The following is a 12,593-nucleotide window of genomic DNA, read 5'->3' as shown; positions in this document are numbered from 1 at the left end:
CCGTTGCGGATAGGGGACGCAGCGGGCTGGACGGAGGCTTTTTATTTTTACCGGTCAAATCACTGCGCGATGGTTTTCACCGACACGCCGCGCTCGATCGGGGTGGAGCGACCGTAGATATCTTCAAACCGCTCGATATCGTCTTCACCCAGGTAGCTGCCCGATTGCACTTCGATGATTTCCAGCGAGATCTTGCCCGGATTGCGCAAGCGATGGACCGAGGCGATCGGGATGTAGGTCGACTGGTTTTCAGTGAGCAGGAACACGTTTTCGTCACAGGTCACTTCGGCGGTGCCGCTGACCACGATCCAGTGTTCGGCGCGGTGGTGGTGCATCTGCAGCGACAGGCACGCACCTGGCTTGACCGAGATGCGCTTGACCTGGAAGCGGCCGCCCATGTCCACCGAGTCGTAGGAGCCCCACGGGCGATAGACTTCGCAGTGGTTCTGGGTTTCGCTGCGACCCTGCTCATTGAGGGTGTTGACCATCTGTTTCACGCCTTGGACCTTGTCCTTGTGGACGATCATCATGGCGTCCTTGGTTTCGACCACCACGATGTTTTCCAGGCCGATCACCGACACCAGTTTACCGTTGCCGTGGATCATGCAGTTCTTGCTGTCCTGGATGACCACGTCGCCTTTGGTGACGTTGCCGTTGGCGTCCTTTTCATTGACTTCCCACAGCGACGACCAGCAACCGACATCGCTCCAGCCTGCGGTCAGTGGTACTACGCAGGCACGCTGGGTTTTTTCCATCACCGAGTAGTCGATGGAGTTGTCCGGGCAGCAGGCGAAGGTGGCAGGATCGATATCGACGGTGTCGGCATCCTGTTCGCTACGTTCCAGCGTCAGTACGCAGGTGTCGTAGATATCCGGATCGTGTTTTTTCAGTTCTTCGAGGAAACGGCTGGCGCGGAACAGGAACATGCCGCTGTTCCAGAAGTAACCACCGGACTGAACGAACTCGGTGGCGCGTTTCACGTCGGGTTTTTCGACGAAGTGCGAGACACGGCTGACGCCTTCCGGCAGCAGGGCATCGTTGGTGGATTTGATGTAGCCGTAACCGGTTTCCGGTTTGGTAGCCGGCACGCCGAACAGCACCATTTCGCCACGCTCGGCTGCCACAGTGGCCAGGGCCAGGGCGCGTTGCAGGGCTTTCTGGTCTTCCAGCACGTGGTCGGCCGGCAGCACCAGCATCAACTCGTCGCGACCTTCATTGACCAGCATCATCGCGGTCAGGGCCACTGCTGGCGAGGTGTTGCGGCCGAAGGGTTCCATCAGAATGCGCTGGGTGTCCAGGTTGCGGGCGCTCAACTGCTCGTTGACGATGAAACGGTGTTCCTTGTTACACACCACGATCGGGGTGTCCATGCCTTCGAACACCAGACGTTCCAGGGTTTGCTGGAACAGCGTTTGTTCGCCGGTCAGAGCGAGGAATTGCTTGGGGAATTGCTTGCGCGAAAGCGGCCAAAGACGTGAGCCGCTACCACCTGACAAGATCACCGGAATCATGTTGTTACTCCTTCAAATCGATTGGTTAGAGCTACTGCGTTCTGTCGTTTCACTCTTGTTCTTGTTCCGTGTCCGAATCGACGCCTTGGGCCTCTGTGGGAGCTGGCTTGCCTGCGATGGCATCACCTCGGAGTATCTGTTGCACCGAGTTGTCTGCATCGCGGGCAAGCCCGGCTCCCACAGGGATATGGGTCAATCCGGCAAATGTGTTAGCGCGTCGAAACCGGGCGTTTTACCCACACTGGCGACAGGCTGCTGCCTTTGCCGGTGACGTACAGCACCGCGGCTTCACCACGTTCCAGGGCAACCGGTTTCACGTCACCGACTTTGGTGGCGCCGTCGTACAGAGCCAGGCTGACTTTCACCGGGTTGATTTCACGCTCGCCACGGCCCTTGGCCGCCACGGACGGGACCACTTCGGTCTTGCCGTCGGCGGTTTTCAGGGTCAGAGCCTTGTCGCTGAGGTTCTGTACGCGAACCAGGGATTTCTGCTTGTTCTTGAACGGCGGCTCTTCGATCAGCTGCGGCGCGCCACTGGCGTTGTTGACCAGGGTGTAATAGTGGTCGCCGGCCAATTTCACCGGCAGGGTCTGGCTGCCGACCTTGGCGCTGTAATCGCCGCCCGGCATGAAGCTGAAGTCGGTGCTGGACAGCGGCGCGACTTCGCTCAGGTTGGTGGTGCCAACGGTGGCGCTGACTTCAGCGTTACCGGCGTTGAAGACCCGCACGAAACTGGAGCCTTTTGGTGCAGTCGGGCCGTAGAGGGCCGCGTCGCCAGCGAAGGCGGACATCGACAACACGCTCATGCCAGCAACGAGTGCGAAGGTCTTGGCGAGACGGCGAGGAGTAGTAGTGAAAGTCATGGTAGAACCTCTCTCTTTCAGTTTTGCGCCCGGTCGGGCGTCTCGGATTTAGTGTTTGCAGCTACGTTTTGTTGGCGTGCGCCGGCTTGTTTAAGCTCTGCGACCCACTGCGGGTCGGCGTCACCGATTTCGTTGTTCACAGGCAGATATCGTTCAGGGAACTCCCAGATCAGCACTTGTGGCGGGCTGTTCTTGAAGGCATCGCTTTTCAGGTAGCTGAGCATCGGCAGAATCGGGCCATGGCCGTCTTCGGCGTAACTGACCACGTCGCTGTGCAGCGCTTCTTTCAGCGCACCGATGAAGTTCCAGTTCGGGTTGGCGCTGTAGCTGGTGCCGATCAGGGCCACCGGCACTTCAGTGTTGGCGAACAGGGCGTCGTCACCGGCAGCCTGATCCTGGGCAGCCACGGTGTTGCGCTTCTGCAAAGGTTCTGGCGCCGGCATCAGGTTTTCGAACAGCGGGTCCAATGGCAGGAACAAGCGCAGGTCACCCTTGTGCGTCACCTTCTCCGCAGGTTCGGTGACGAAGTTTTGCGGTTCGCCGCTGAGCGGAGCCTTGTCGGCAATGGTTTTGGCCAGAGTCTCGGCAGCGATTTGCGCGCCTTCCGGGGTCCAGTGAGTGTCGGTGCGCAGGAACACTTGCTGACCGTTCTGCTTGCCCTTTTGCAGCGGGCCGAGCAGGTCAGGGGCGAGGATCTTGTTGGCCGCCACACGAGCGTGGAAATCCTTGTACAGATTGGTGTGGATACTCGCCGGCTTCACTTCACCCAGATGTTCCGGGTACAGACGCGTCTTGGCCGGGACAATCGCCATCACCAGTTGCACGCCTTGTTTTTTCAAGGTCTGGCGCACGCCTTCGACCAGCGCGTAGTTGCCTTGCAGGTTCAACTCTTCGTTGACGATCGGGTGAAACTCTTCATCGCTGTAGAGCCACTGATCGCGACCGAGCACCACGCCCGGACGACCTTCGTTGAACAGTTTGAAATCCAGCGCGGCCCAAAGGTTGGTGCCAAGACGCTTGATCGGGAACTCGTCGTCGTAGTGCGTCTCGACGGCTTTGCTCCAGCGACCGTTGAGCACGGTCGCATCGGCGTTGGTACTGAAGCCGAAGAAGCTGCGTACCGACCACACGCCCAGGACCAGCAAGGTCACCAGGAACAGGGCGATGTAGAAGATGCGTAATGAGCGGGTCATAGTCAGATCCCTCAGAACTGGAAGTAAAGGAACGGCGAGAAGCTTTGCGCCGAGAGTTTGAGAATCGAGGCGATGAACAGCAGCAGTACCAGCGTGCGCATCACGTAACGGGACCAGTCAGCGGTCCAGTAGGCCGGTTGCACAGTCGCTTCAACGCCGACGGTGTAACCCGGTTCGTGGATGCTGCCCGGGTTGTCACCCGGTACGGCTTTGATCATTCCAGGCGTAGCGGCGGCAGGGCCATCGGCCTCGACGTTCACAACAGGCTTGGTCTTCTCAGGCGGCAGGTTGCTGTAGAAATCACGGATGCCGAAGAACGCCAGGGTTGCGTAAGCCACCACCAGGGTTGCCACTTGCAGACCGGTGAGGCTGGCCTGGTTGAGTTCCGACAACGACCATTCGCCGAAACTGAACATGGCGCCGTACATGCGACCGGCGACGTGCAGGTTTTCTGCGCGGAAGATCACCCAACCCATCACCACCAGCAGGAAGGTCAGCGCCCAACGGATCGGGTTGATGCTGCGCGGCGAAGTGTTCAGGCCGAGGGCTTTTTCGATCGCCAGCCACATGCCGTGCCAGGCACCCCAGACGATGTAAGTGATGTTCGCACCGTGCCACAGACCACCGAGCAGCATGGTCAGGAACAGGTTGCGATAGGTCATCAGCGTGCCTTTACGGTTACCGCCGAGGGTGATGTACAGGTAGTCACGCAACCAGGTCGACAGGCTGATGTGCCAGCGACGCCAGAACTCGGTGATCGATTGGCTGATGTACGGCTGTTTGAAGTTTTCCATGAAGCGGAAACCCATCATCAAGCCCAGACCAATCGCCATGTCGCTGTAGCCGGAGAAGTCGAAGTACAGCTGCGCGGTGTAGGCCAGGGCGCCGAGCCAGGCATCGCCCGTGGTCGGGTTTTGCAAGGCGAAGCAATGGTCAGCCACCACCGCCAGGGTGTCGGCGATGAAGACCTTCTTGATGAAACCCTGCATGAACCGCGTGGCACCTTCGGAGAACTTGTCGAGGGTGTGGGTGCGGTTGTTGAACTGGTCGGCCAGGTCACGGAAACGCAACACGGGGCCCGCGATCAAGTGCGGGAAGATCGCCACGAATGCGGCAAAGTCGATCAGGTTGCGGGTCGCCGGGGTATCACCACGGTAGACGTCGATGATGTAGCTGATGGACTCGAAGATGTAGAACGAGATCCCGATCGGCAACAGCACATGGGTCAGGATGAACGGCGAAAGACCGACCGAGGTCATCATCGCGTTGATGCTGTCCACGCCGAAGTTGGCGTACTTGAAGTAGCCGAGGATGCACAGATCCACCCCGACGCCCAGGAGCAACCAGCGCTGGGCCGGTTTGGTCCGAACGCCTGCGGCGCCAACCTTCAGGCCGATCCAGTAGTTCCACAGCGTGACGGCTGCGAACAGCGCAAGGAAGTCCACACGCCACCAGGCGTAGAACACGTAGCTGGCGATCAGCAGCAGCAAGTTGCGATAGCGTATTCCGCTCAGGTAGTACATGCCGAGAAAGATCGGCAAGAACAGAAACAGGAACACGTTGGATGAAAATACCATCCCGATCTCTCCATGTTAACCAACAGTCAAGGGCCAAGGCCCCCCCAAACCCCCCACGAAAATCTGGGGGCATCACACAAAAAAACTACGATCGTTCCCACGCTCAGCGTGGGAATGCCTCACTGGACGCTCTGCGTCCGCTTCGGCATGTGACGCGGAGCGTCACGGGCTGCATTCCCACGCAGAGCGTGGGAACGATCAACCCTAAGAGCCCTTGTTGCCTTTCTCGCTGGCCGGGTCATAGACCTTGGTCAAATCCCCACCGAGGCGGAAGGTCTTGAACGGCTGCATTTTGTGTTTCTGCGCCAGCACATCCGGCGTGCAGGTGTAGAGCGAGCAGAACGGTTCGAGCCAGGCGAATTTCGAATCGACCTTTAGGTCGGTCATGTCCTGTTCTTTCCCGTTCTTCTCCTCGAATTCATCCGGGTCTTCCACGCCTGCAAGCACGCGATCACCCAGACGTTTCAAGGCGCCGTTGTTTTCCTGGCGCAAATCCACACCGTTGACCTGAGCGAAACTGGCGATCATCGCCAGTGGCGGCAGGGCATAGTTGTGATAGGCGAGGGCGCGTTGCTGGCGCTTGAGCTCGTTGGGCAGGAAGCCTTGGGCGTCGACCTGATTGACGCCGACCTTGTATTCCTTGACGGCCCAATCGAACAGATCGCGGCGGTTGGTGGCGACCGATGTGGCCATCACCGACCAGGCTGCCCAGTACGAGTGGTTGTTGGTTTGCTCGAGCGGCAGGTTGTCCCAATCGCTGACTACCTGATCGGCCATTTTGCTGAACCAGGCTTCAATCACTTGCGCTTCTTCCTGGTGGGTGGCCAGTGGATGCGAGTCAGAGAACTTCAGGCGGACATAGGACGAAGCCATGCTGCCCAATGCCCATTTGCGCATGGACTTGCCGGTGTGGTTGAAGTCCTTGGACATCAACGCGTCAGCCTTGGCCCAGGCAGTCAACCAGTTGAGGGTGCATTCCAGTTGTTCCGGACGACCGTCACGCATGAACTTCATCACCTGCTTGCTGGTGCTGCGCTCGATCTTGGTGATGTCGGCGGTGGTGTCGCGGAAAGCTTTTTCCGATGCCTCGTTCAGGGTCGAACGGGCCTTGTCGGAGCCTTCGTATTTGCTGCGAAATTGCAGGGCGCCGGTGTAGGGCGTCGGCATCGCGTCGCAGCCTTCACTCTTGTCGCCGGTTTTGACTTTTTCAATGGGTGCGAAGTAACCCTGGGGCGGGCGAAGTGGCGCGGCAGCCTGGGTGGCGCCTGCGAACATCGCCAGCGTCAGCAGGGAGGGCGCGAGTAACTTTTTCAGCGTTCGGGTTTGCATGCAGTTCATAAGAGGTAGCCTCATTGCCCGGCTTGAGCGGTACGCTGCTCGGCGCCGGAGAACACGTTGCGTTTGCAGATTTTCGCTTCGACTTTCTGAGGCGTGGCACCTGGTTTTTCAGGTCCCTGGACTTCGACGGCCAGCAGATTCTGCGAGGCCCAGTCTTCGTCCGTGCGCAACTCGAAGGCGAAACGCCCGTCGGTATCGGAGGTTTCCGGTTTCTCGATCTTGATGTCCTCGTGGCGCCCATTCATGTACCAGAGGGTGGCTTGCAAGGTTTTCACCGAGGTGTCGGCGAAGCGGATATCGACCTGGTGACTGCTGTTGCGCAGGTCCAGGTTCTTGCTGTTGACCATCAATTCGTTTTTGCCCGGTTTCAGCGTCGCGCTGGCACTCATCTGTGCATCTTTGCCTTCGCAACCGTTGTCCAGCAGGGCCATCATCTGGCGGTAGATGGTTTCCTGATCGAGGCGATAAAGCGGCGAGAATTCCCAGATGAGAATTTTCGGTGGTTTGGTCTGGAACTCTTCGCTGCCCAGGTACTGCAGCATCGAACCTTCGAAGCCACCACCGGGGAACGCCACGTTGAGAATGTCGGCGCCGATGGCCTCTTGGAGGAAACCGGCGAAGTTGTAGTTCTTGCCACTGTGGCTGGTGCCGACCAGGGTGATTTCCGGATTACCGGAATCACTGAACAGATCGCCATCGCCCGCTTCGCCCTTTGGCTCGGTGGTGAACTGATCCATGTACTGGATCGCGTAGCTGGTGCCACAGAGTTGACCAGCCATGTTGTGTAACGTTCCGGTCTTGCCCATGCGACCCGACTTATGGGTCTCGAATTCACGCTTGGGAACGTCGGCGAAGGCCGGCAATTGCTTGACCTTCTCGGCGACAATTTTCGCTGTGCGCTGGGCGCCATACGGCGTCCAGTGTTGGTCGCCGCGGAAGTAGAAATCGTGAGCCGGCAGGGTGTCGGGCAGCGATTCGTTGGTCAGCGGCGACAGGTCCGGCACCACGTAACCCATCTGCGCGAAACGCCCGAGCATGGTTTTGTAATTCTTCAGCGCCTTGTCGAAGTCGTAGCTCGCCTTCTCTGCCGGGTTCAGCTTGTTGCGGTTCACCAGGCCACGAGTCGGCTGGTAAACGATGACCAGTTCTACGCCTTTGCTCTTGAACGCATCGTGCAGTTGTTTCATGCGTTTGTAGCCGGCGGGCGAGGTGTCGAACTCGGTGCGCAAGTCTTCTTGCGTACGGAACAGCCAATCGCCCTGCGCCTGCACCAGCGTGGTGAAGTTCTGCTGATAGCGGGTGGTGTAGTTCTTCGGGTCGTGGGCTTCGGGGCAGAGATTGCAGCAATCATCGGCCTTGAATTTCGGTGCGTTTACGCTGGCGGCGTCTTCGGCGCGAACACCGCCACTGGCCGCGAGAATGCCCGCGGTCAGGGCCGACAGGCTGAGTAATTTGATCAAGTGTGAGTGCATAAAATTATCCTCAGTCCCGCATTTCGGTCTGGCGTTCGACAGGGTCGATCAGCACGGCTTTCTGCTGGCGCACCAGCAGGTCGAGAATTTCATCCTGGCGCTCGCCAAGAATCCCCGAGAAGCTGATGCCGCTGGATTTGGTCGGCGCGAGCATCGACACGCGATACAACTCCACGCTCAGCGGCGAGTCGATCGACAGCGGTCCGCTACCATTGGCGGCCAGTTCACCGCCGACCACGATCAGCGACACCTGGGTGTCGAACGGATCGAGCTTGATGTCCCGGTCGGTGTCGCTCAAATCTTTGATGTGCCCGTAGACACCGGTCAGGCCGTTGGCCATCGAGACGTTTTCATACAGGCGAATGTTCACGCTGTTACGAATACGAATGCCGTGGCGTCGGTTGCTGATCACCTTGTTGCCCCACAACAGGTTGTCAGCACTCTCATAGAGGGTGATGCCATCGGTGTGGTTCTTGTAGATCTCGTTGTAGGCGATCAGGTTGTTCACACTGTTACGGTCGATCACCAGGCCCGACAACTTGTTGTCGTAGCTGCGGTTGTTGAAGATGAAGCTGTCGTTGACCTCACGGGAAATAATGATCCCGTGCTTCTTCTTGGTCCCGTAGACGGTGTTGTCGGCAATGATCAGCCGATGGGAACGGTCGTGGGGGTCGATGCCGTAGACGATGTTGTCTTTGTAGGTGTTGCCCTTGACCACAAAGTCGCTGGCCTCGTAGCAGTAGAAGCCGTACCACATGTCCGAGAACTCGGAGCCGACGATCCAGCCGGTCGGTTCAGGGCGCTTGAGCACCTTGGCCATGTTCGGCGTGTATTGGGAAATACTCACGCCGTAGGACTTACTGTTGGCGTAACCGAAACTGGCAATCTTGCTGTTGGCAATGTAGGTCTCGGTGCCACCCCAGGACAGCAGGAACGGACGGAACTCCTTGGGCGACTTGAAGGCCGCCGGGCCGTTTGCCTTCTCGCTCCAGCCAGTGATTTTGGTATCACGCACGAACAGCTGGCCGTCGTTGACCAGGAACGAACCGGCCTCTTGGGACAGGCGCAATTCCTGGGTCTGCTTGTCGATTTCCAGAATGCCCTTGTTACCCACCACGATCGGCAACTTCGCCAGGAACACCCCCGGCGAGGTTTCGCTGAAGTACTGCTTGGGCAGTTTCTTCGCCAGGTCCTTGAGGTTCATGTAGCCGTCGTCGACGAAGATCGCCTGCGGGATGCCATGCTGACGCACTACCCACTCGGCCATCTTGTTGTCGCCGCCGATGAAGTCCTTCAGGGCGTTTTCCTGCATCATCCGGCGCACGCTGATCTTGCCGGGTTTGGTACGCACGATTTTCGCGGCGATGGCTTCGGCGGTGTAGCCAGAGGTGTCCGGCAGTTTCGGCTCGGCCAGGTCCAGCGGCGCGGTTGGCGCGCTGCTGACGGTGTAGGTCTTGGCCTGTTGCAGCCCCTTGGCCATGGTCGTCGGTTTTCCCGCTTGCACAGGCTTGGCCGGTTCGACGGTGGCGAAGGCGGCTGCGCTGGCGAGCAGCAGCGCGCCGGCCAGCAGGCTGATCGAGCCTTTCTTGGCGCTGTTCATGTCGGGCACTCCCTTCGCGGTTTGCATCAGAAGCGCCAGACCACGTCGACAAACGCGCGGTGCATGTACGAGTCGACTCCTTTGCCATACGCATCGCCAGGCTTGAACACACCGCCACGGAACCGCACCAGTGCCGAAGGCTCATCGATCGACTGACTCAACGACGCAGGCAGCAGGCCTTGCTTGAAGTACTTGGTGACCACCAGGTCCATTTCCTGACCGAGGTCTTTGTTGCCATCTTCCAGTGGCAGGGAGGTGCTGGAGAGGATCGCGCCGGTCACGTCGTCGGTGTTGTTTTCGACGGCGTTGATGCCATTACTGCCCACCGGCTTGTTGCCGTCGACGCGCCAGAACTTGTGGTAGATCAGGCTGGCGTCGTATTCGTCGTTGAGCATCCACGAGCCGAACAGGGTAGCGGTCTGCATGTTGTTCATTTCGCCGCGGAAGGCTTCGCCGAAACGGTGAACCCGCGAGCGTGTACCGGTGTAGTTCGAGCGATTGCTTTCCAGGCCGGTCTGTTCGTACTCGGCGCTGGCACGGGCATACGCCGCACCGACTTGCCACTGCGGATCAAGGCGCAAACGCAGGCCGATATCGGTGGCCCAGCCATTGAGGTCTTCACCGCGTTTGGCTTCGGTAGGGCGCGTGCCATCGGCGTTCAGCGGGTTGACCGTATCGGTGTCGCCGCTCATGCCGGTGATGCTGCCCCAGTAATTGACGGTGTTGGTGTTGCGCCAGTTGTAGGCGTCGCTGTCGGCGGTGAGGCCGAGCCAGCTGATGTCACCGTTCTGTTTTTTATCCAGCGAATCGCCGGCCACGCCCGGCTCCGGGTAGTCGAGCTTGCCGTCATCGTGGGTGTGATGACCGCGAATGCCGACCCAGTTACCCGGCGACCATTGGCCGGCAACGTCGCCGAAAACGTGCAGGCGATCCTTGTCCTTGGGCGCCAGTTCTTTCAGGTCGGTGCGGTATTCGCTGAAGCGTTCGGCGACACCGGCGTTGGCGCGCAACAGGGTGGTGTCGAAGGTCCAGTTCAGGGCTTCGATGTTGGTGTCGCGCCATTGGCCGTCGTCGTTGCGCAGGCGTTGGCGACCGAGCTTGAGGATCTCGCCAGGGTAGGGCGTGAGGCCGCTGTAGCCGACCCAGAACTCGCGCATCGCCAGGTAGTTCTTCTTGGTTTTGCGATCACCGTTGTCGGTGGTCTGGGTACCGTCGCTGTCGGACTGTTGCAGGGTGTCCGTTTCGATGATGTCGGTGGACGTCACGGCCTGGCCCATGGCGTAAGCGCTCCACGCGCCGCTTTCGCCATATACCCATGGACGCAGGTCCAGGCCGACACCGGAAACGTCGCCGCCACTGGCAGTGCCCAGGTCTCGGTCGTCTTCGGACTGGCCGGTAACTTTGACTTCGAGGCCGAAGTTCTTGTCTTCGGTCAGGGCCGCCAGGGTCGGGCACGACCACAGCAGGGCGAATGTCAGGCCAATACCGGCCTTCACGAATGGATTGAGCTTCATAGGGATTCCTCGCCGTCTTCTTCTTGCAGAGCGTGCAGTTCCAGCGTGTCCGGACTCACGGCACTACGAATGGCCTGTTCTTGTTTCAACAGGCGTTGGGCCTCGGCCAGCCGGTCAGGCGGCAGTTGCGCTTCGATGGTTTGCGCAAGCTCATTGGCTTGTGGGGTGTTCTGAGCCTTCGCCAATTGGCTGAAGACATAAGCGTTGACCGGGTCGGGCCGGGTGCCCTTGCCTTGGGAGAACAGTTGGGCAATGGCGAAGTCGGCGCTGTTCTGGCCATTGCGCGCAGCGGTCAGCAGGTGATCCAGGGCTTTCTGCGGATAGACCTTGCCCAGGTAACCACGACGGTAAATCTGGCCGAGGTAGTAATCGGCGGCGACTTCCCGGCCGACGGCTTTCTTGAAGTGCTCTTCGGCGACCTTGGCGTCGGCCGGCACCATTTTTCCTTCAAAGTAGAGCTTGCCCAGCAGCAGTTCGGCACGCGGCTGGTCGGCGGCGCGGCCGTTGTCCAGGTACTTCATCATGGTGTCGACGTCACCCAGTTCAGGGAAGTCGTAGAGCAGTTGCGCCAGGCTGACCCAGGACGCCGGGTAGCCAGGTGCGATGCCTTCGAGCAGCGACTGAGCGGTTTTCTCGTCGGTCTTGCCCAGGCTTGCGTCGCCCAGCACGCGGGCCACGCTGTCCACCCGTTGCGCAGAGACGACGCCACGGCTTTGAGCGGCCTGCATCTGCTTGATCAGTTCGGCCTGTTGTTCTGGCTGGCCGCGTTTCTGATAGACCGTGGCCAGTTCGACGTAGCAGATGTCGGTGGTGTTCAACGCTGCTTTGCAGATCTTTTCCACATCATCCAGATGCTGGTCGTAAGTGCCCTGGGTGCGATAGAGCAGTACTTGCGCCAGACCGGCTTCCGGTTTGCCTTCGGTGCGCCATTGGCTGATCTGCTGCTGTGCGTTGACGTTCGGGAAACTGTGCGGGTATTGCAGGTACAGCATCGCCAGCGGGATCAGGGTGTTGCCTTCGCCATTGGCCGAGGCTTTCTTCAACAGCGCTTCGGCTTCGTGGTGTTCGGCTTCGGTGGCGCCGGGTTTGGCCACCAGCAGGCGACCCAGGCGAGCCTGAGCCCGCGGCGAGACGCTGGCCGCGGCGCGGTAAGTCGCCTCGGCCTTTTTGATTTGCGCCGGGTCACGGCTGTCGACCTGCAGATCGGCCAGGCCGACCTGCGCTTCGCTGTAACCCAGGTCTGCCAGTTGCTGGTAGTTCTGCGCCGCCAGCGTGGTGTCGCCGCGCTTGAGGGCCTCATTGGCCAGGCGCTGGTCGGGCAGGCCGGCGCAACCGGCCAGGCTGATGGCCAAAGCCAGCGAGCACAGTACATAACCACTGTGGGAGCGGTGGTGCGGCATTCCGACTTGCCCGCGATTCAGGCAACTCGGTGCTTCAGAAAGACCGCGTTGATCCAATCGCGGGCAAGCCCGCTCCCACAGGATTCGCGGTGTTTTCAGGAGACTGATGATCGTCACGGGCATGT

Annotated in this window: 9 protein-coding genes; all 9 read right to left on the bottom strand. The window is 59.7% G+C overall.

Annotated features, from left to right (window positions below; genetic code table 11):
• Window positions 1–59: 59 nt before the first annotated feature.
• Window positions 60–1,511 carry a mannose-1-phosphate guanylyltransferase/mannose-6-phosphate isomerase gene (locus tag MMG91_RS19650; RefSeq protein WP_310660441.1) on the bottom strand — a complete coding sequence of 484 codons (1,452 nt, stop codon included), beginning with the start codon at window positions 1,509–1,511 and terminating at the stop codon, window positions 60–62.
• Window positions 1,512–1,720: 209 nt separating this feature from the next.
• Complete coding sequence (locus MMG91_RS19645; RefSeq protein ID WP_305448277.1) at window positions 1,721–2,374, bottom strand: alginate O-acetyltransferase AlgF; 654 nt, start codon at window positions 2,372–2,374, stop codon at window positions 1,721–1,723.
• Window positions 2,375–2,391: 17 nt separating this feature from the next.
• Window positions 2,392–3,567, bottom strand: a complete 1,176-nt coding sequence (locus MMG91_RS19640) for an alginate O-acetyltransferase (protein ID WP_305448278.1) — start codon at window positions 3,565–3,567, stop codon at window positions 2,392–2,394.
• A gap of 11 nt (window positions 3,568–3,578) precedes the next feature.
• Window positions 3,579–5,144 carry an MBOAT family protein gene (locus MMG91_RS19635; protein ID WP_310660440.1) on the bottom strand — a complete coding sequence of 522 codons (1,566 nt, stop codon included), beginning with the start codon at window positions 5,142–5,144 and terminating at the stop codon, window positions 3,579–3,581.
• Between the two features lie 204 nt (window positions 5,145–5,348).
• Entirely contained in the window at window positions 5,349–6,482 is a 1,134-nt protein-coding gene (locus tag MMG91_RS19630; RefSeq protein WP_310660439.1) for a mannuronate-specific alginate lyase, read from the bottom strand.
• An 11-nt stretch (window positions 6,483–6,493) separates the two neighbouring features.
• Complete coding sequence (locus tag MMG91_RS19625; RefSeq protein ID WP_310660438.1) at window positions 6,494–7,954, bottom strand: alginate O-acetyltransferase; 1,461 nt, start codon at window positions 7,952–7,954, stop codon at window positions 6,494–6,496.
• Window positions 7,955–7,964: 10 nt separating this feature from the next.
• Window positions 7,965–9,554 carry a mannuronan 5-epimerase AlgG gene (gene algG, locus MMG91_RS19620; protein ID WP_310660437.1) on the bottom strand — a complete coding sequence of 530 codons (1,590 nt, stop codon included), beginning with the start codon at window positions 9,552–9,554 and terminating at the stop codon, window positions 7,965–7,967.
• 26 nt (window positions 9,555–9,580) lie between these two features.
• Window positions 9,581–11,068: an alginate export family protein gene (locus tag MMG91_RS19615; protein ID WP_305448283.1), complete on the bottom strand. Its 1,488-nt coding sequence runs from the start codon at window positions 11,066–11,068 to the stop codon at window positions 9,581–9,583.
• On the bottom strand, window positions 11,065–12,591 hold the full coding sequence (algK, locus tag MMG91_RS19610) for an alginate biosynthesis TPR repeat lipoprotein AlgK (protein ID WP_310660436.1): 1,527 nt from the start codon (window positions 12,589–12,591) through the stop codon (window positions 11,065–11,067). Before algK ends, MMG91_RS19615 begins: the two co-directional genes overlap by 4 nt.
• Window positions 12,592–12,593 lie beyond the last annotated feature (2 nt).

This window comes from Pseudomonas sp. JL3, from assembly GCF_031570575.1.
In the GTDB taxonomy this organism is placed as follows: Bacteria; Pseudomonadota; Gammaproteobacteria; order Pseudomonadales; family Pseudomonadaceae; genus Aquipseudomonas; species Aquipseudomonas cucumis.
Note: the sequence above shows the minus strand (reverse complement) of the source record. Positions and strands in the feature narration are given on the sequence as shown.